General features: G+C 63.4%; 18 protein-coding genes. 9 read left to right on the top strand and 9 right to left on the bottom strand.

From position 1 onward, the window contains the following. Positions 1–9 precede the first annotated feature (9 nt). Complete coding sequence (gene trpE / locus B4M43_RS19140) at positions 10–1,491, top strand: anthranilate synthase component I (RefSeq protein ID WP_296269052.1); 1,482 nt, start codon at positions 10–12, stop codon at positions 1,489–1,491. A gap of 59 nt (positions 1,492–1,550) precedes the next feature. On the opposite strand, the gene estP is transcribed toward trpE, so the two are convergent. Continuing rightward, on the bottom strand, positions 1,551–3,452 hold the full coding sequence (gene estP / locus B4M43_RS19135; protein WP_296269051.1) for an esterase EstP: 1,902 nt from the start codon (positions 3,450–3,452) through the stop codon (positions 1,551–1,553). Between the two features lie 370 nt (positions 3,453–3,822). On the opposite strand from estP, the gene B4M43_RS19130 reads away from it, so the two are divergent. From B4M43_RS19130 to B4M43_RS19115, 4 genes are read left to right on the top strand one after another with little or no spacing between them, the layout of a single operon-like run. Continuing rightward, positions 3,823–4,416, top strand: coding sequence for an aminodeoxychorismate/anthranilate synthase component II (locus B4M43_RS19130; RefSeq protein WP_296269050.1), 594 nt, complete (start codon positions 3,823–3,825; stop codon positions 4,414–4,416). A gap of 16 nt (positions 4,417–4,432) precedes the next feature. Further along, positions 4,433–5,482: an anthranilate phosphoribosyltransferase gene (trpD, locus tag B4M43_RS19125; RefSeq protein WP_296269049.1), complete on the top strand. Its 1,050-nt coding sequence runs from the start codon at positions 4,433–4,435 to the stop codon at positions 5,480–5,482. Beyond that, positions 5,479–6,312 carry an indole-3-glycerol phosphate synthase TrpC gene (gene trpC / locus B4M43_RS19120; RefSeq protein WP_296269048.1) on the top strand — a complete coding sequence of 278 codons (834 nt, stop codon included), beginning with the start codon at positions 5,479–5,481 and terminating at the stop codon, positions 6,310–6,312. The genes trpD and trpC overlap by 4 nt, the downstream gene beginning before the upstream one ends. 30 nt (positions 6,313–6,342) lie before the next feature. Beyond that, positions 6,343–7,047: a lipoate--protein ligase family protein gene (locus B4M43_RS19115; RefSeq protein ID WP_296269047.1), complete on the top strand. Its 705-nt coding sequence runs from the start codon at positions 6,343–6,345 to the stop codon at positions 7,045–7,047. On the opposite strand, the gene crp is transcribed toward B4M43_RS19115, so the two are convergent. Continuing rightward, entirely contained in the window at positions 7,044–7,688 is a 645-nt protein-coding gene (gene crp, locus B4M43_RS19110) for a cAMP-activated global transcriptional regulator CRP (RefSeq protein WP_296269046.1), read from the bottom strand. The genes B4M43_RS19115 and crp overlap by 4 nt on opposite strands. Before the next feature lie 184 nt (positions 7,689–7,872). Here crp and B4M43_RS19105 point away from each other — a divergent pair, with 184 nt between their 5' ends. Beyond that, on the top strand, positions 7,873–8,295 hold the full coding sequence (locus B4M43_RS19105; protein ID WP_296269045.1) for an OsmC family protein: 423 nt from the start codon (positions 7,873–7,875) through the stop codon (positions 8,293–8,295). Positions 8,296–8,342: 47 nt separating this feature from the next. Here B4M43_RS19105 and B4M43_RS19100 read toward each other — a convergent pair whose 3' ends face one another. The 5 genes from B4M43_RS19100 to hemJ form a co-directional block, all read right to left on the bottom strand. Then, positions 8,343–9,386 (bottom strand): DUF2157 domain-containing protein, encoded by a 1,044-nt coding sequence (locus tag B4M43_RS19100; RefSeq protein ID WP_296269044.1) that lies wholly within the window; start codon positions 9,384–9,386, stop codon positions 8,343–8,345. 23 nt (positions 9,387–9,409) lie between these two features. Beyond that, entirely contained in the window at positions 9,410–10,057 is a 648-nt protein-coding gene (gene coq7, locus B4M43_RS19095; RefSeq protein ID WP_296269043.1) for a 2-polyprenyl-3-methyl-6-methoxy-1,4-benzoquinone monooxygenase, read from the bottom strand. 94 nt (positions 10,058–10,151) lie between these two features. Further along, positions 10,152–10,490, bottom strand: a complete 339-nt coding sequence (locus B4M43_RS19090) for a histidine triad nucleotide-binding protein (protein WP_296269042.1) — start codon at positions 10,488–10,490, stop codon at positions 10,152–10,154. A gap of 78 nt (positions 10,491–10,568) precedes the next feature. Then, positions 10,569–11,351 (bottom strand): SDR family NAD(P)-dependent oxidoreductase, encoded by a 783-nt coding sequence (locus tag B4M43_RS19085; RefSeq protein ID WP_296269041.1) that lies wholly within the window; start codon positions 11,349–11,351, stop codon positions 10,569–10,571. 80 nt (positions 11,352–11,431) lie between these two features. Continuing rightward, positions 11,432–11,854, bottom strand: a complete 423-nt coding sequence (hemJ, locus tag B4M43_RS19080; protein ID WP_296269182.1) for a protoporphyrinogen oxidase HemJ — start codon at positions 11,852–11,854, stop codon at positions 11,432–11,434. Positions 11,855–11,999: 145 nt separating this feature from the next. On the opposite strand from hemJ, the gene argC reads away from it, so the two are divergent. After that, positions 12,000–13,034, top strand: a complete 1,035-nt coding sequence (argC, locus tag B4M43_RS19075) for an N-acetyl-gamma-glutamyl-phosphate reductase (protein WP_296269040.1) — start codon at positions 12,000–12,002, stop codon at positions 13,032–13,034. Between the two features lie 149 nt (positions 13,035–13,183). After that, entirely contained in the window at positions 13,184–13,534 is a 351-nt protein-coding gene (erpA, locus tag B4M43_RS19070) for an iron-sulfur cluster insertion protein ErpA (protein WP_296269039.1), read from the top strand. Positions 13,535–13,595: 61 nt separating this feature from the next. On the opposite strand, the gene B4M43_RS19065 is transcribed toward erpA, so the two are convergent. After that, positions 13,596–14,687: an anhydro-N-acetylmuramic acid kinase gene (locus tag B4M43_RS19065; protein WP_296269038.1), complete on the bottom strand. Its 1,092-nt coding sequence runs from the start codon at positions 14,685–14,687 to the stop codon at positions 13,596–13,598. Between the two features lie 3 nt (positions 14,688–14,690). After that, on the bottom strand, positions 14,691–16,100 hold the full coding sequence (locus tag B4M43_RS19060; protein ID WP_296269037.1) for a peptidoglycan DD-metalloendopeptidase family protein: 1,410 nt from the start codon (positions 16,098–16,100) through the stop codon (positions 14,691–14,693). A gap of 211 nt (positions 16,101–16,311) precedes the next feature. Between B4M43_RS19060 and tyrS the strand changes: the two genes are divergently transcribed. After that, a complete protein-coding gene (gene tyrS / locus B4M43_RS19055; RefSeq protein WP_296269036.1) occupies positions 16,312–17,505 on the top strand; it encodes a tyrosine--tRNA ligase in 1,194 nt (397 codons plus the stop codon). The last annotated feature ends 121 nt before the right edge of the window (positions 17,506–17,626 follow it).

Here is a 17,626-nt window from a genome sequence, read left to right as displayed (position 1 = left end):
AGGCTACCCATGACCCGCGAAGACTTCCTGCGCCTGGCCGCTGCCGGCTACAACCGCATTCCCCTGGCCTGCGAAACCCTGGCCGACTTCGACACGCCGCTGTCGATCTATCTCAAGCTCGCCGACCAACCCAACACCTACCTGCTCGAATCCGTCCAGGGTGGCGAGAAGTGGGGCCGTTACTCCATGATCGGCCTGCCGTCGCGCACCGTGTTGCGCGTGCACGGCTATCGGGTGAGCATTCTGGAAGACGGCGTCGAGGTGGAGCAGCACGAGGTCGAAGACCCGCTGGCCTTCGTCGAAACCTTCAAAGACCGCTACCAGGTCGCCGACATTCCCGGCCTGCCACGCTTCAACGGCGGCCTGGTCGGCTACTTCGGCTACGACTGCGTGCGCTATGTGGAAAAGCGCCTGGGCGCCTGCCCCAATCCCGACCCGCTGGGGGTGCCCGACATCCTGCTGATGGTCTCGGACGCAGTCGTGGTGTTTGACAACCTGGCCGGCAAGATGCACGCCATCGTATTGGTAGATCCGGCCGACGCGCAGGCCTACGACCTCGGCCAAGCCCGTCTGCAAGCCTTGCTGGCCACGCTACGTGAGCCGATCACGCCGCGCCGTGGCCTGGACCTTTCGGCACCGCCGGCCGCCGATCCGCAATTCCGCTCCAGCTTCACCCAAGGTGACTACGAGCGCGCAGTCGATACCATCAAGCAGTACATCCTCGCCGGCGACTGCATGCAGGTGGTGCCGTCGCAGCGCATGTCGATCGATTTCCAGGCCGCGCCCATCGACCTGTACCGCGCGCTGCGCTGCTTCAACCCGACGCCCTACATGTACTTCTTCAACTTCGGCGACTTCCACGTGGTCGGCAGCTCGCCGGAAGTGCTGGTGCGGGTCGAAGACGAACTGGTCACCGTGCGCCCCATCGCCGGCACGCGCCCGCGCGGTGCCAACGAGGAAGCCGACCGCGCGCTGGAAGACGACCTGCTGTCGGACCACAAGGAGATCGCCGAGCACCTGATGCTGATCGACCTGGGCCGCAACGACGTGGGCCGGGTTTCGGCCACCGGCAGCGTGCGCCTGACCGAGAAGATGGTGATCGAGCGCTATTCCAACGTGATGCACATCGTGTCCAACGTCACCGGTCGCTTGCGCGAGGGCTTGACGGCGATGGACGCCCTGCGCGCGATCCTGCCGGCGGGTACCTTGTCGGGGGCGCCGAAGATCCGCGCCATGGAGATCATCGACGAGCTGGAGCCGGTCAAGCGCGGCGTATATGGCGGGGCGGTGGGCTACTTCGCCTGGAACGGCAACATGGACACCGCCATCGCCATCCGCACGGCGGTGATCAAGAACGGCGAGCTGCACGTGCAGGCCGGCGGCGGCATCGTCGCCGACTCGGTGCCGGCGTTGGAGTGGGAAGAAACGCTGAACAAGCGTCGGGCGATGTTCCGCGCCGTGGCCTTGGCTGAGCAGACGCCCAACGTCTGACCCGTCCGGGATGGAAAAACGGCGCTCACGATGAGCGCCGTTTTTCGTGGTGCCGGGGGTTAGAAGTCCAGGCTCAGCGCCAGGCCCACCCCTTGTTGCGTCACGGCATCGCTCTTGCGCCAGTCGTAGTTGCCGCGCAGGGTGAGGCCCGGTGCCAGGGCCTGGCTCAGGCCCAGGCGGGCGCGGGTCAGGTTGCTGTCCGGGCGGTAGCCGGTGAGGGTGAAGTCGTTGTCGGGCAGGCTGGCCAGGTGCAGCGTCACGTCCTGTTGGTCGTTCTCGAACTCATGCTCGCGTGCCACTTCGGCGAACAGCCGGGTGGTCGGCGCCACTTGCAGGCTGCCGCGCAGGCCGGCGCCGAGGCGGCGCGAGGTGCGTTCCTGGTCGTCCACGCCCAGGGCCGTGGCGCGTTGGCTGCGCTCCTCGTAGCCATCGACCTTGACCCGTGCGTAGTCGGCGCTCAGGAAAGGCGACAGCTGCCAGCGGCTTTCGACCGGTGCCAGGTCGAATCCCACCCGACCGGTCACCGCCCAGGCCTCGCCATCGGTGTCGCCTTTCTCGCTGCGCTCGCTCACGCCCAAGGCGAAGGTACGTTTGAGGTCGCCATAGTCCAGATGCCCGGCGGTCAAGGCGGCATCGGCCCACCAGCGGTTCTGACGAAACTCGGCGAAGGCGCTGGCCAGGTAGCTGTCGAGGCGATAGGCCGAGTCCTGGGCGCCGGCTTCCAGCTTCTGCCGGTACACGCCACCGGCCAGGCCCACCCGCCAGGCCTCGTTCAGGCGATAGCTGCCGCCCACGGTCAGGTTGTAACCGCGGCCATCGCCTTTGGCGGCGCTGCGCTGGCCGTCGAAGTCCAAGTTCTGGACGCCGGTGGCGACGATGGCCTGCCATTGGCCGATGCCTTGCCAGGGCGTCTGCCATTGCGCGCGTAGCTCGTCTTGCTGGGCGCGGACACCGGCGTGGGCCATTTCCGGCAATAGCGTCAGTTCCCATGGGGCGGCGAGGATCGAGTAGCCGTAGTCGGCGATCAACCGCTGGCCGGCGATGGTGGGGTGGACCGAATCGTTGAACAGCAGCTTGGTCGGGTCGGGTGTAGTGCCGCCTATGCCGTAACGCGGGTTTTGTGTGCAGCCGTCGCCGCTGTAGCAGGTGGCGATCAGGTTCTGGTCGGTCGCCAGGCCGAACTCGCTGGGGTTGGCGAGCGCTTCCTTGAGCAGGGCAGGGACGTTCAGCGGGATGATCTCAGCATCGATCTGCCGCAACTGCGCCACCAACGCTTGGTTGAACACCCCGGACAACTGCGACAGCGGGCCTTGCATGGGTGTGCCGCCGTAGTTCGGCGTTTGCCCCAGATCGGGCAGCAGCCACACCATCATGTAGCGCGCGCCGCCCTGTTGCAGCGCTTGGGCGCTGGCCGCCAGGCGTGTGCCGGCCGCCGCGGCGCCGGCGGGGCTGGTGACCAGGCCTTGCAGGAAGTCGTTGCCACCGCCGGTGAGGTAGTACAGCGCGTTCGGGTCGGCGCGCAGGCCGTTGGCCAGGTAGCCGGGGCGCTCGCGCAGCACCAGGCCGGCGAAGGGTTTATTAGGCGGAATCACCAGTTCCGAGGTGTCGGTGATCGAATCGAGCACCTGCTGGGTGGTGTAGCCGCCTACGGCCCAGTTGTTGCCGTCCGGCAGCCGGTTGATCTTGTTGTACAGCGATGTGGAGGGGCCGAGTTCGCTGGCGCCAAAGCCCAGCTTGCCGCCGAGGATCATCGGCGACACGGGCGCGTAGTCACCCTTGGCCTCGCGGTTGGTGAAACGCAGGCCGGTCGCTTGCCCGGTCGCGTCGGGAAACTGCCCGGCGTCGCTCAGGCTGTCGCCGAAGACCCTCAACGTGGAGTAGGGGGTGGATGCCGCCATGGCCTGGCTGCCGGCAAGCACCAAAAGGCCCAGCAGCGTTCGCAGGAAAGGAGGTTTGCGCATGTGTGGATTCCGCTTCGTTGTTGTTATTGGATCGAGCCGGTCGAACATAGCAAATCCGCACATCGGGGTAATTCAACACTTCGTTTACCAGGCGTTGCGGCCTTGTTGCGCCCGCTTCGCCGGTAGGCTACTGTGCGATCTCGAATGAGCGAGACCTATCCCGTGTTGATCGTCAGCAAACTCTTGATGCGCGTTATCAAGGCCCACGCCCGTTGGCGTTGGCGCGCCTGACTTTATCCCCTGCCGGTTAGCCCGGCCCGTTTCCGATTGCTTCTCCAATGCGTCGATCACTGCCCAGGCAAATGGCCCGCGGCTGTGTCCGACCTCGAAGCACATATTCAAAGTCAGTGGAATCAAGAGGTTCAGCCCGATGTTACTGATGATCGACAACTACGACTCCTTTACCTACAACGTCGTCCAGTACCTGGGCGAGCTCGGTGCCGAGGTCCAGGTCATTCGCAACGACGAAATGACCCTGGCCCAGATCGAGGCGCTCGCCCCCGAACGCATCGTCGTCTCGCCAGGGCCTTGCACGCCCAGCGAGGCCGGGGTTTCCATCGAAGCCATCCTGCACTTTGCCGGCAAGCTGCCGATTCTGGGCGTGTGCCTGGGCCACCAGTCCATCGGCCAGGCCTTCGGCGGCGATGTGGTGCGCGCGCGCCAGGTCATGCACGGCAAGACCAGCCCGGTGCATCACCACGACCAAGGCGTGTTCGCCGGCCTCAACAACCCCCTCACCGTGACTCGCTACCACTCGCTGGTGGTCAAGCGCGACACCTTGCCCGACTGCCTGGAAGTGACGGCCTGGACGGCGCTGGAAGACGGCTCGATCGATGAAATCATGGGCCTGCGTCACAAGACCCTGAACATCGAAGGCGTACAGTTCCACCCCGAGTCGATCCTGACCGAGCAGGGTCACGAACTGTTCGCCAACTTCCTCAAGCAGACCGGCGGCCGCCGTTAAGGACAACCCAGTGAGCATGGACATCAAAACCGCGTTGAACCGTATCGCCAGCCATCTGGACCTGAGCACTGCGGAAATGAGCGACGTCATGCGCCAGATCATGACCGGGCAGTGCAACGAAGCGCAGATCAGTGCCTTCATGATGGGCATGCGCATGAAGAGCGAAAGCATCGACGAGATCGTCGGCGCCGTGACGGTGATGCGCGAGCTGGCCAGCAAGGTCGAACTCAAGACCCTCGATGGTGTAGTCGACATCGTCGGCACCGGTGGCGATGGCGCCAACATCTTCAACGTCTCCACCGCCTCGGCGTTCGTCCTGGCCGCGGCCGGTTGCACGGTCGCCAAGCACGGCAACCGCGCCGTGTCGGGCAAGAGCGGCAGCGCCGACCTGCTGGAGGCGGCCGGCATCTACCTCGATCTGACCCCGGTCCAGGTGGCGCGCTGCATCGACAGCCTGGGCATCGGCTTCATGTTCGCCCAGAGCCATCACTCGGCTATGAAGTACGCCGCCGGCCCCCGCCGTGACCTGGGCCTGCGCACGTTGTTCAACATGCTCGGCCCGCTTACGAATCCGGCTGGCGTCAAGCACCAGGTGGTCGGGGTATTCAACCAGCAGTTGTGCCGTCCGCTGGCCGAGGTGCTGCAGCGCTTGGGCAGCACCCACGTGCTGGTGGTGCATTCCAAGGACGGCCTCGACGAATTCAGCTTGGCCGCGCCGACCTTCGTCGCCGAATTGAAACGCGGTGAAATCAGCGAGTACTGGGTCGAACCCGAAGACCTCGGCATTCAGAGCCAGAGCCTGCATGGCCTGGCCGTCGACACCCCGGCAGCCTCGCTGGCGCTGATCCGCGACGCCCTGGGGCGGCGCAAGAGCGAGAGCGCGCAGAAGGCGGCGGAAATGATCGCCCTCAACGCCGGCGCCGCGCTGTACGCCGCCGACCATGCACCGAGCCTCAAGACCGGCGTCGAGATGGCGCACGATGTGCTGTACACGGGGCTGGCCTGGGAGAAGATGCAGGAGCTCGGCGCGTTTACGGCGGTATTCAAAGTGGAGAACCAAGCATGAGCCTACCCACGGTGTTGGAAAAGATCATCGCCCGCAAGGTCGAGGAAGTGGCCGAGCGCAGCGCGCGCGTCAGCCTGGCGCAACAGTTGGAGCTGGCCAAGGCGGCCGATGCGCCGCGCGGTTTCGCCCAGGCGCTGGTCGAGCAGGCCAAGCGCAAGCAGCCGGCGGTCATTGCCGAGATCAAGAAGGCCTCGCCGAGCAAGGGCGTGATCCGCGAGCATTTCGTGCCCGCAGAGATCGCTGCCAGCTATGAGAAGGGCGGCGCTACATGCCTGTCGGTGCTGACCGACATCGACTACTTCCAGGGCGCCGACGCTTACCTGCAACAGGCCCGCGCAGCGTGCGGCCTGCCGGTGATCCGCAAGGACTTCATGATCGACCCTTATCAGATCGTCGAGGCCCGCGCGCTCGGCGCCGACTGCGTGCTGTTGATCGTCGCCGCACTGGACGATGCGCGCATGGCCGAGCTAGCCGCCACGGCCAAGGATGTCGGGCTCGACGTGCTCGTGGAAGTGCACGACAACGCCGAATTGGAGCGTGCACTGACCCTGCTCGATACCCCGCTAGTGGGAGTCAACAACCGCAACCTGCACACCTTCGAAGTCAGCCTCGAGACCACCCTCGAACTGCTGCCGCGCATTCCTCGCGATCGCCTGGCCATCACCGAGAGCGGCATCCTCAATCGCGCCGATGTCGAATTGATGGAAATCAACGAGGTGTATGGCTTCCTGGTCGGCGAGGCTTTCATGCGCGCCGAGCAACCGGGCCTGGAACTGCAACGCCTGTTCTTCCCCGGGCGCCCGGTGCAGAGCAGCCAAGCCCTGGATTGATCATCGACGATGGCTGACGGCGAGCGCGATATGACCCACCCCGTAATGGCGTTTGCCGTCGAGCAAGGCCTCCAGGCCGAGCAGGACCTCCTGGCAGCAGTCTGTCGGGGCGAGCAGGAAACGGCGCTGCTGTTCTGGCAGCCCACCGACCGCGCGTTGGTCATGCCCCGGCGCATGAGCCGGCTGCCCGGTTTCACCGATGCGAGTGCGGCGTCGGCCGCCAGCGGCTGGCCCGTGCTGTTGCGTGAGACCGGCGGCGAACCGGTGCCGCAGTCGAGCGCCACGGTCAACATCGCGTTGGTCTACGCCGCGCCGCGCAGCGAGGGCGACCACGGGCGTATCGAGTTGGCCTACCAGCGGTTGTGCGAACCTTTGTGCCAGGCGCTGCGTGCGTGGGGTGGGGAGGCTTCGGTGGGCGAGATCGACGGCGCCTTCTGCGACGGCCGCTACAACGTCAACCTAGACGGCCGCAAACTGGTCGGCACCGCCCAGCGCTGGCGCCAGGGCTTGGGTGGCAAGCGTCCGGTGGTGCTGGTTCACGGCGCGTTGCTGCTGGAAAACGAGCGTGAATCGATGGTCGCTGCGGTCAATCGTTTCAACCTCCATTGCCAACTCGACCAACGTTGCCGCGCCGACAGCCACATCGCCCTGCGCGAAGCGGTGCCACACCTCCCTGTGTTCGAACCGCTGGCGCAGGCCTATACGCAGTTGCTCGCGGCCATTCCCCGGGACTAGCGGGTGCCGTAGACCACCATCGTCTTGCCCTTGACGCTGACCAGGTTGCGCTCTTCCAGGTCTTTGAGCACGCGACCGACCATTTCCCGCGAGCAACCGACGATGCGACCGATTTCCTGACGGGTGATCTTGATCTGCATGCCGTCGGGATGGGTCATGGCATCGGGTTGTTTGCACAGGTCCAGCAGGCAGCGGGCCACGCGTCCGGTCACGTCGAAAAAGGCCAGGTCGCCGACCTTGCGCGTGGTGTCGCGCAGTCGTTGGGCGATTTGCCCGCCAAGCGCGTAAAGAATGTCCGGTTCCTGACGCGCCAGCTCGCGAAAACGCTCGTAGCTGATTTCCGCCACCTCGCACTCGCTTTTGGCCCGTACCCACGCGCTGCGTTGGCGCGGCTGGCCGGTGCTTTCGAACAGGCCCAGCTCACCGAAGAAATCGCCGCTGTTGAGGTAGGCGATGATCATTTCTCGTCCTTCGTCGTCCTCGATCAGGACCGTGACCGAGCCCTTGACGATATAGGCCAGCGAGTCTGCTGTGTCACCCGCGCAAATGATGTTGCTCTTGGCCGAATAACGGCGGCGCTGGCAGTGCACCAGCAGTTTGTCGATGTTCTTGATTTTGGCGGAAAGCGCGGACGCGACCATCACGAAATCCTGTTCGGTGAAGCGAAGGGGGAGAGAAAAAGGATTACTGGCTATGTGCCGGTGATTTGGCGCCAGATTATCAGACACTTCCTACAGCAACGCCAGAAATCCCCACATCGCTTTTCCGTTGTCCAGACAAGGTCTAAGCTGGCAGCCTTTTTCCAAGCTTCCTGGAGTTTCACAGATGAAGGCACGCATCCAATGGGCCGGTGACGCCATGTTCCTCGGCGAGTCGGGCAGTGGCCACGTAGTGGTCATGGACGGCCCACCCGAAGCCGGTGGCCGTAATTTGGGCGTACGCCCCATGGAAATGCTATTGCTGGGCCTGGGGGGCTGCAGCAGCTTCGACGTGGTGAGCATCTTGAAGAAGTCGCGTCAGGCGGTGGAAAGCTGCGAAGCGTTTCTCGAAGCCGAACGCGCCGACGAAGACCCTAAGGTCTTCACCAAGATTCATCTGCGTTTCGTGGTCAAGGGGCGCGGGCTGAAGGAGGCGCAGGTCAAGCGCGCGGTCGAGCTGTCGGCAGAGAAATACTGCTCGGCATCGATCATGCTGGACCGCGCTGGTGTGGAAATTACCCACAACTACGAAATCGTCGAACTGGGCTGAGCTTCGCTTCAGGGCGTGGCTCATGCGGCCGCGCCTTCGATCGGCCCTCAGCGCCGTAGCGCGGGAAAGGCCTGTTGCACCCAGCCTGGCAGGCGATCGCGCAGCCGTTCGGTGAGCCGCTCGCGACGCTTCTGATAGGCCAGGCCGCCCGCAATCACGCCCAGGCCGAGCAACGTCAGCACCAGAGGGAACAGCAGCGAATCGGCGAACACGTCATGGGCGAGGTAGCCCAGGTACAGCGCCACGCCCAAGGCGCCGAAGGTCATGAAGACCGGTCGGCGCAGCAGCAGCGCCAGCGCCATCAGCACCAGGTTGATCAGGCAGTAGCCGAACTTGCCCAGCTCGCTGCCGCTGTCCAGCGCGGTCAGTCCACCCCAGAAGGCCAGCAGGCCTGCCAGGTAGCCCCAGTGGGCATAGTCGTCACGGGTTCTTCCATCGATCAGCACCGACACCAGCAGCAGTGCCAGCCCGAACCAGAGCGACACCTCATGGCGTTGCGTCCAGTCCAGCTCAGGGCTGTACAGGTAAGCGCTGAGGTCCATGGACATGAACCACAACGCCAGCGCCATGGGCATCACGATGAACGGAAAGGGCACCGCGCGCAGCATCAATAGGCCTGCGACCACCGTACTGGCTTCCATCAGCAGCCATTGGCCGCGCACGTAGCCGTAGTAGTCGGGATAGTCCGCCATCCCCTCGGCGAACGGCCAGAACCCCGTGACTCGCTGCAAGGCGAACACCGCCAGAGGCACGATGCTGACCGCTACGGCGGCCAGGGCGCCTGCGGCGATTGGCTGGTCTCGGCGCCGCAAGGCCAAGGCGAGGGCGGTGAGCGAAGCGACGTAGAGCGAGCTGATCGCCAGCAGGGCGCCATCGCCGATGCTCATCCAGGCGACGGTGAGCAGCCAGCCCATGGCCGCCATGATCAGCACCGCTCCACCGTAGAAAGCCGCGTGAGCCGACTGAAAGCTCGGTCGAGCAGCGCCACCTTGTGCCTTCAGGAAGGTCAACAAGGCCTGGTCCTGGCCGGGCTGGAGAACCCCAGCCTCGACCGCGCGGGCCAGGTCGTCGGCGTCGAAGCGCTGCTGCATGGCGTGACCCTCGGCGTTGGGTGTCAGATCCGGTAGGTGCTCTTGGTCATGACCTTGGCCAGCAGGCTCATGCCCAAGCGCACCGGCGCCGGGAAGCGGTAACCGCCGGCATCGAGCGCAGCCTCGGCGTGGTGTTCCTCGTCCGAGCGCATCTGCTCGAGAATGGCACGGGATTTGGCGTCCTCGGCTGGGAGTTGCTGCAGGTGTTCGTCCAAGTGCTTGCAGACCTGGCGCTCAGTGGCCGCGACGAAGCCGAGGCTGACCTTGTCGCTGACCAGCCCGGCGAAGGCACCGATACCGAACGACATGCCGTAGAACAGCGGGTTGAGCACGCTGGGATGGCTGTTCAGCTGGCGGATGCGCTGCTCGCACCAGGCCAGGTGGTCGATCTCTTCCTCGGCCGCATGCTCCATGGCGCGCCGCACTTGCGGCAGCTTGGCGGTCAGGGCCTGACCTTGATAGAGGGCCTGGGCGCAGACTTCACCGGTGTGGTTGATGCGCATCAGCCCGGCGATGTGGCGGCTTTGACGGTCGTCGAGCTCGACGTTCGGTTGCACGATCGCCGGCGACGGCCGGGAAGGTTGGCCGCTGAAGGGCAGCAAAGTGCGCATGGCCGTGTCGGCCTGCAGCAACAAGCGGTCGAGCGGCGAGTAGTGACGTTCGGTAGCCATCGGGCACCTCCGCAAAAGTGTGCCCGACAGTCTACCTCAAACGTGGGAAAGGCGATTGCCCAGGGTCATCTCCCTGACGCTCGCCTTGTAGGCCTCAGCCTGGAGGCCAATTCATCTGGCGCTGACCCAGCACATGCAAGTGGATATGATAGACGGTCTGGCCACCCAGTTCGTTACAGTTCATCACCACGCGGAAACCCTCCTCGCAACCCTGTTCGACGGCCAGGCGCTGGGCGGTGAACAGGATATGGCCAGCCAGGCCCTTGTCCTCTTCGGTCAGGTCATTCAGGGTGCGGATGGGCTTTTTCGGGATGACCAGAAAGTGCACCGGGGCCTTGGGGTCGATGTCGTGAAAGGCCAGCACCTGATCATCTTCGTAGATGATCTTGGCCGGAATTTCCCGGTTGATGATCTTGGTGAAAATCGTGTCCACGACGCTGCTCCATGATGATGGGGTTGGCGGGGCAGTGTACCCAGCCAGACGCCTGCCGCCCATCACTCCTGCAATCGGCTAACGCAGGCCGGAAGGGCAGTAGCGCCGGTGCAGCATGCCGGCCAGCTTGCGCGTCAGCCAACGCGGCAACAGGCGCGGCATGAAGGCCAGCCAGCGGTTGCGGCGGCCCGGCATGATCAAGGCACGGTTCTTGTCCAGCGCGCGTACGGTGAACAAGGCCACTTCTTCAGGGGAAAGGCAGCGTGTGCTGCCTTCGAGGCGTTCGATAGGCCGCTGCGCCGAACGCACGGGCCCGGGGCACAGCAGCGACACCTTGATGCCGGTGCGTTTGAGCTCCTCGCGCAAGGCCTCGGTGAAGCTCATCACGTAGGCTTTGCTCGCTGCATAAGCGGCCATCCACGGGCCTGGGGCGACCCCGGCCAAGCCAGCGACGTTGAGAATCTGCCCGCCGCCATGCACGGCCATCAGGTTGCCCACTGCGTGGCACAGACGGCTTAGGGCCAGCACGTTGACCTCCAGCAGATCCTGCTCGTCGGCCCATTCATGGGCGAGGAACGGGCCGTAGGTGCGCAACCCGGCACAATTGACCAGCAGGTCGATGCGACGCTCGCCCTCTTCCAGCTCCAGTACGAATCCGGAAAGACGCAGCGGCTGGCTCAAGTCGCAGGCCCGGAACAGCACCTCCACACCGAAGCGTTGGGTCAGCTCGAGGGCGACCGCTTCGAGCGGCTCGCGCTGCCGTGCCACCAGGATCAGATTGCGCCCACGCCGCGCCAAGGCTTCCGCCAGCGCCAGGCCAAGGCCGCTGGACGCTCCGGTGATCATGGCGTAACGGGTCATGCAGCGCTCCTGGGGCGGCTAGGGGGCGCTAGTGTACAGCGTGCCCCCCGCAGTGCCACGGCCTGTTTCGCCAAAGCCGGTCAAAACGGTTTGACCACCACCAGCGCGACGATGAGCAGCAACAACAGTACCGGTACTTCGTTGAACCAGCGGTAGAACACATGCGTGCGTGTGTTGGTGCCGGCGGCGAAACGTTTGCGCTGCGCACCGCAGACGTGGTGGTAGCCGGTCAACAGCAGCACCAGGGTCAGCTTGGCATGCATCCAGCCCTGGCTGAGCCAGCCTGGGGTGAGGTAGAGCATCCAGATACCGAAGACGAAGGTCGCGATCATCGCCGGGTTCATGATGCCTCGGTAGAGCTTGCGCTCCATGGTGACGAAGCGTTCGTGGCTGATGCTGTCGGTGCTTTGGGCGTGGTAGACGAACAGCCTTGGCAGGTAGAACAGGCCGGCGAACCAGCAGACCACGCTGACGATGTGCAGCGCTTTGATCCAGAGATACAGCATGGGAAGGCTTCCTTCAGGTTTTCACGGTGCGCAGATAGTAGTAGCCCTGTATCGCCAAGCGTTAATCGAGTGTTGTGGCAGGCGTGTGCGACCCCTATCATCGAAGGCTTTCCAGTGGCTTCGTTGATAAGGGGCAAGCGTCATGATCAAGGTCGGTATCGTCGGCGGCACGGGTTACACCGGTGTCGAACTGCTGCGTCTGCTGGCGCAACACCCGCAAGCCGAGGTGGCCGTCATCACCTCGCGATCGGAAGCGGGCACGGCGGTGGCCGACATGTATCCGAACCTGCGCGGCCACTACGACGAGCTACGCTTCACCGTGCCCGACAGCCAGACGTTGGGCGCCTGCGACGTCGTCTTCTTCGCCACCCCCCATGGGGTCGCCCACGCCCTGGCCGGCGAACTGTTGGCCGCTGGCACCAAGGTCATCGACCTGTCGGCCGACTTCCGTCTGCAAGATCCCGTCGAGTGGGCCAAGTGGTACGGCCAACCCCATGGCGCTCCGGAACTGCTCGCCGATGCCGTGTACGGCCTGCCGGAAGTCAACCGCGAAAAAATCCGTCAGGCACGCCTGATCGCGGTGCCGGGCTGCTACCCAACCGCCACGCAACTGGGCTTCCTGCCTCTGCTCGAAGCCGGTGTGGTCGATGCCAAGCGTCTGATCGCCGACTGCAAATCGGGTGTCAGCGGGGCCGGGCGCGGCGCGGCGGTCGGCTCGCTGTTCTCCGAGGCAGGCGAGAACATGAAGGCTTATGCGGTCAAAGGCCATCGTCATTTGCCGGAAATCAGCCAAGGTCTGCGCCTGGCGGCGGGCGGCGACATCGGCCTGACGTTCGTACCGCACTTGACGCCCATGATCCGCGGCATCCACTCCACGCTCTATGCCACGCTGCTGGACACGTCGGTCGATCTGCAGGCGCTGTATGAAAAACGCTATGCCGATGAGCCGTTCGTCGACGTCATGCCGGCCGGTAGCCACCCGGAAACCCGTAGCGTGCGCGGTGCCAACGTCTGCCGTATCGCCGTGCACCGTCCTCAGGGCGGCGACTTGGCCGTGGTGCTGTCGGTGATCGATAACCTGGTCAAAGGCGCTTCTGGCCAAGCTGTGCAAAACCTCAACATCCTCTTCGGGTTGGACGAGCGCCTGGGTTTGAGCCATGCCGGCATGCTGCCGTAACCGATCCGAGCGCCCGGCCTGCCCCGTGCAGGCCGGACGAAGGACAGGATATTGCGCCCTCGTCAGGACAATTGTTGACCAATTTTCTCGGAGAAGCGGATAATACGCGCCATCGAGTTTTGTTACGGCGTCCTGCCGGGAGAATCTACATGAGCGTCGAAACCTTCACTCCTACGGGTCTGGAATTCACCCATGGTGCTGCGCACAAGGTGAAGACCCTGGTCAGCGAAGAGGGCAATGATCGGCTGAAGCTGCGCGTGTTCGTCACGGGCGGTGGTTGCTCGGGCTTTCAGTACGGCTTCACGTTCGATGAAGACGTGGCCGAAGACGACACCATCGTCGAGCGTGAGGGCGTGTCGCTGGTAGTCGATTCCATGAGCTTCCAGTATCTGGCAGGCGCCGAGGTCGACTATCAGGAAGGGCTGGAGGGTTCGCGCTTCGTGATCAAGAACCCCAATGCGACTACTACCTGTGGCTGCGGGTCGTCGTTCTCCATCTGAGGCACTGGCCGATACGAAAACGCCGCGCATTTGCGCGGCGTTTTCATTTTCGGTGTACGCCTCAGGCGGGGTAGATGGCGCCCAGCACTCTCAAGCCTTTGGCCGCCGTCACGCTAGGACGGTTGCCGGGCAGGCCTTGCAGGCAGCAATGCGCCAGCCAGGCGAAAGCCATGGCTTCCACCCAGTCCGGATGTACGCCATAGGCTTCGGTGCTCTGCACTTGGGCCGAAGGTTGCAACACTGCCAGTCGACGCATCAGCGCACCATTGCGCGCACCGCCCCCACAGACCAGCAGTGTCTGCGTACCAGGCTGTGCATTATCCAGTGCCTCGCAGATACTGCGGGCGGTAAGCTCGAGCAGCGTGGCCTGTACGGTTTCATCCGACAAACCTGGCAAGGCACCCAGATGGCGGTTGAGCCAGGCCAGGTTGAACACTTCGCGACCTGTGCTTTTGGGGCCGGTGCCTGCGAAGAAAGGGTCTGCCAGCAGCGAGTCCAGCAAGGTCTGGTCCACGTGGCCGGAAGCTGCCCAAGCGCCATCGGCATCGTAGGCCGCGCCGCGCTTGCGCTGAATCCAGGCGTCGAGCAAGACGTTGCCCGGCCCGCAATCGAACCCTTTGACCGGTTGGTCTTGGGCGAGCAAGGTGACGTTGCTGAAACCGCCCACGTTGAGAACGGCAAGTCGTTCACCGAGATGGCCGAACAGCGTTTCGTGGAAGGCCGGTACGAGCGGCGCGCCTTGACCGCCGGCCGCCACGTCGCGACGCCTGAAATCGGCCACTACGCTAATACCGCTGAGTTCGGCCAGCAGCGCCGGATTGCCGATCTGCACGGTGAAACCACGGGTAGGCTCGTGGCGTACGGTCTGGCCATGGCTGCCGATCGCTGTGATTGTCGCCGGCGTCAGCTGTTGCGCAGCCAGCAATTGGGCTATGCCCTCGGCTGCCAGGCGCGCCCAGCGGTTTTCCGCCAGGGCCGAACGGGCGATTTCATCCGGGCCGCTGGCGCACAGCGCCAGCAGATCGCTGCGTAGATCCGCTGGCATCGGTAGGTAGTGCGTGGCGATCAGCCGGGGCTGCTCATCCTGCTCGATCAAGGCGATGTCCAGCCCATCCAGGCTGGTGCCAGACATCACACCTATATAACGCGCCATGGCTCAGCGCTTGTTCGAAGCGAGCATGGTGGCTTTTTCCTGGTCCATGCGAGCGATCAGAGGCTGGCTTTGCTGCAGGAACCGCTGGCGCTCGGCTTTGGCGATAGGCTCGGACATCGGCACTTTCTGGCTCAGCGGGTCGACGTGCACGCCGTTGACCTGGAACTCGTAGTGCAGGTGCGGACCGGTGGAGAGGCCGGTGGTACCGATGTAGCCGATGACCTGACCCTGCTTGACCGTACCGCCCGTCTTCACACCCTTGGCGAAGCCCTGCATGTGGCCGTAGAGGGTTTGATACTTGTTGCCATGGGCAAGGATGATGGTGTTGCCATAACCGCCGCGACGACCGGCCAGGACGACCTTGCCATCGCCGGCTGCCTTGATCGGCGTACCGCGCGGCGCAGCGTAGTCGACACCCTTGTGAGCACGGATCTTGTTCAGGATCGGGTGCTTGCGGCCTGCCGAGAAGCGCGAGCTGATGCGGGCGAAATCGACCGGGGTACGGATGAAGGCCTTGCGCAGGCTGTTGCCGTCGGCGGTGTAGTAGCTGGTGTTGCCTTGTTTGTTGGTGTAGCGCACGGCGGTGTAGGTCTTGCCGCGGTTGGTGAAGCGCGCCGAGAGGATGTTGCCGGTACCGACGACCTTGCCGTCCATGACCTTCTGCTCGTAGACCACGTCGAATTCATCGCCCTGGCGGATGTCCTGGGCGAAGTCGATGTCGTAGCCCAGCACGCGCGCCATGTCCATGGTCATGTTGTGCGACAGCCCGGCGCGTTGCGCCGAGGCGGACAGCGAGCTTTTGATCACGCCATGGGCATAGGCGGTACGCATGACTGGCTTGCTGATTTCACGGCTGAAGCTGTAGCCCTTGTCCGAGCGGGTGAGGCGAATGCTTTCCAGGTTGCTGACCTTGCTGTGCAAGCTGGCCAGTTGGCCGTCCTTGTCCAGTTCGAACTGCAGGATTTGCCCGTGCTTGAGTTGGCTGAACTGTTTCGCCTGTTTGTTGCTGGCCAGCAGATCATGCACGGCGTTTGCGGGCAGGCCGACCTTGGCGAACAACGTGGACAGGGTGTCGCCCTTGGTGACTGCCACTTCGCGGTGGCCCGGCAGGGCAGGTTTCTTCTCGACGGCAGGTTGTGCGGCTTGTTTGGTCTGCGCCTGGGCAGGGGTGTCGATTTGTGCGAATGGCGAGCGGGTGGCTTGCTCGGTTTGCGCTACCGGGGTGTCGGTGGCGCTGTCCTTGAGTGCGTCGGTAGGGTTGTCCAGCTCGAGGTTGAGGGTAGTTCGCTTGGCTTCCACTTCGCTGGAAGGGAATACCAGCAGAGCGAGACTCAGGAGCGCGGCAAGGCCGCTGGCGGCGAGTAGGTGAATTTTGGGATACAGCCGAGGCGCCTTTGGATTGTTTTTGGTCATAAGGGTGCTTTGAAAAAAGGTGAAAAGGAAAAGATGAATGACATTATGAAGATGAAATAACTGTATAAAATATAACCAAATTCATCTGCGCGCAAGGGCGCGTAGACGCTACGGGGCGTTCACTAAGTCACAAGATTTTGCAAAACTTGTATTTGACGGCCGATCTTGTATGGTTGGCTCCCTTTGAACCCTGAGCCTTGCGGATCTGTTTATGAAGTCGGTGGAAGAGCAGCTGGCGCTTATCAAGCGTGGTACGGAAGAGGTACTGGTCGAATCTGAGCTGGTCGAGAAGCTCAAGCGGGGCGAGCCTCTGCGTATCAAGGCGGGGTTCGATCCCACCGCGCCCGATCTGCACCTTGGCCATACGGTCTTGATCAACAAGCTTCGCCAGTTCCAGGAATTGGGCCATCAGGTCATTTTCCTGATCGGTGACTTCACCGGCATGATCGGCGACCCAAGCGGCAAGAGCGCAACGCGCCCGCCGCTCACGCGTGAGCAGGTGCTGGACAATGCCGAAACCTATAAGCAGCAGGTCTTCAAGATCCTCGACCCTGCCAAGACCGAGGTGGCCTTCAACTCCACGTGGATGGACAAGCTGACGCCGGCCGACTTCATCCGCCTGGCTTCGCAGTACACCGTGGCGCGCATGCTCGAGCGCGACGATTTCGACAAGCGTTATACCAGCAATCAGCCGATCGCCATCCATGAGTTCCTGTACCCCCTGGTGCAGGGCTACGACTCGGTTGCATTGAAGGCCGACGTGGAGCTGGGTGGCACCGACCAGAAATTCAATCTGCTGATGGGGCGCGAGTTGCAGCGCGCGTATGGGCAGGAGGCTCAGAGCGTGGTGACCCTGCCATTGCTCGAAGGGCTGGACGGCGTGAAGAAGATGTCCAAATCGCTCGGCAACTACGTGGGTATTCAGGAAGCGCCGGGTGTGATGTACAGCAAGCTGGTGTCGATTCCCGACACGCTGATGTGGCGATACTTCGAGCTGCTCAGCTTCCGCAGCATGGAAGAGATCGAGCAATTGCGGGCTGACGTGCAGGCGGGCGCCAACCCGCGTGACGTCAAGATCAAGCTGGCCGAGGAAATCGTCGCTCGCTTCCACGGAGAAGAAGCTGCCGCCAATGCGCACCGTGCGGCCGGCAATCGTATGAAGGATGGTGAACTGCCGGAAGATCTGCCGGAAGTGGTGCTGGAAGTGGGCGAAGACATGCCTATCGCCGCCGTCCTTAATAAAGCAGGGCTGGTGAAGAACTCGGCGGCGGCACGTGATCTGCTAGCGGCGGGTACCGTGAAGGTCGATGGCGAGGTTGTCGATCGCAGCTTCGTGTTCGTTCAGGGCTCTACCCATGTTTGCCAGGCGGGTAAAAAAGCCTTCGCGCGGATCGTCCTTAAATAGAAGCACCTGGGTTTGCAGTGATTGCATAAAGGAGGCGAAGCCTCCTTTATGCATTTAAGGGCATGCGAAACTATTTTGAAATAAGCCCTTGACGCTTCCTCAGATCTCTTTATACTGCGCA

Source organism: Pseudomonas sp. UBA6562 (assembly GCF_002434265.1).
In the GTDB taxonomy this organism is placed as follows: Bacteria; Pseudomonadota; Gammaproteobacteria; order Pseudomonadales; family Pseudomonadaceae; genus Aquipseudomonas.
Note: the sequence above shows the minus strand (reverse complement) of the source record. Positions and strands in the feature narration are given on the sequence as shown.